A 641-nucleotide genomic window follows, 5' to 3' on the forward strand; every position below is an offset into this window, starting at 1 on the left:
ATTTTCTTCGATGGCCTGTAACAAATAGTCGAGGTCAATTTGATCAACAGAAGGGAGTAATTGCCTTTCACTGTTCTCAAGCCCTAAATCAGCAACGAGTAGGGTATTGTCTTCACACATGACAATTGCCCGCTGAATCACATTACGCAGCTCACGCACATTTCCAGGCCAACGATGTTTAAGCAGTTTTGCTTTCACTTCTTCGGACATGTTGTGTACTTGACCATGAGATAAATCTGTTAAAAAGTGCTCAGAAAGCATCAAAATGTCTTTGCCTCTTTTTCGAAGTGGAGGAATGGTCAGCGGTAATATATTGAGTCGATAAAATAGATCCTCCCTAAATTCTCCTTGTACGACTTCGCTTTTTAAATCCACATGGCTGGCGGCAATCACACGACAATCAACATCGATAAATTTATCCGCACCTACTTTGTGTATTTGTTTGCTTTCTAAAAAGTGAAGGAGATGTATTTGAAGATCCGAAGGCATATCTCCAATCTCATCGAGAAATAAAGTGCCTTTGTGTGCTTTTTGAATAAAACCAATCCGGTCAGAAATGGCACCTGTAAATGCACCTTTTTCGTGGCCAAAAAGTTCGGAAGCAATCAAGCCACTTGGAATCGCGCCGCAGTTAACCTCTA

1 protein-coding gene is annotated in these 641 nt (G+C 41.2%); it reads right to left on the reverse strand.

Annotation, left to right across the window (positions count from 1 at the left end; all coding sequences use genetic code 11):
• Nucleotides 1-641: sigma 54-interacting transcriptional regulator (locus R7O13_RS28080; protein WP_318305348.1), on the reverse strand; the 641-nt coding region annotated here is incomplete at both ends.

This window comes from Vibrio sp. Y176, from assembly GCF_033438945.1.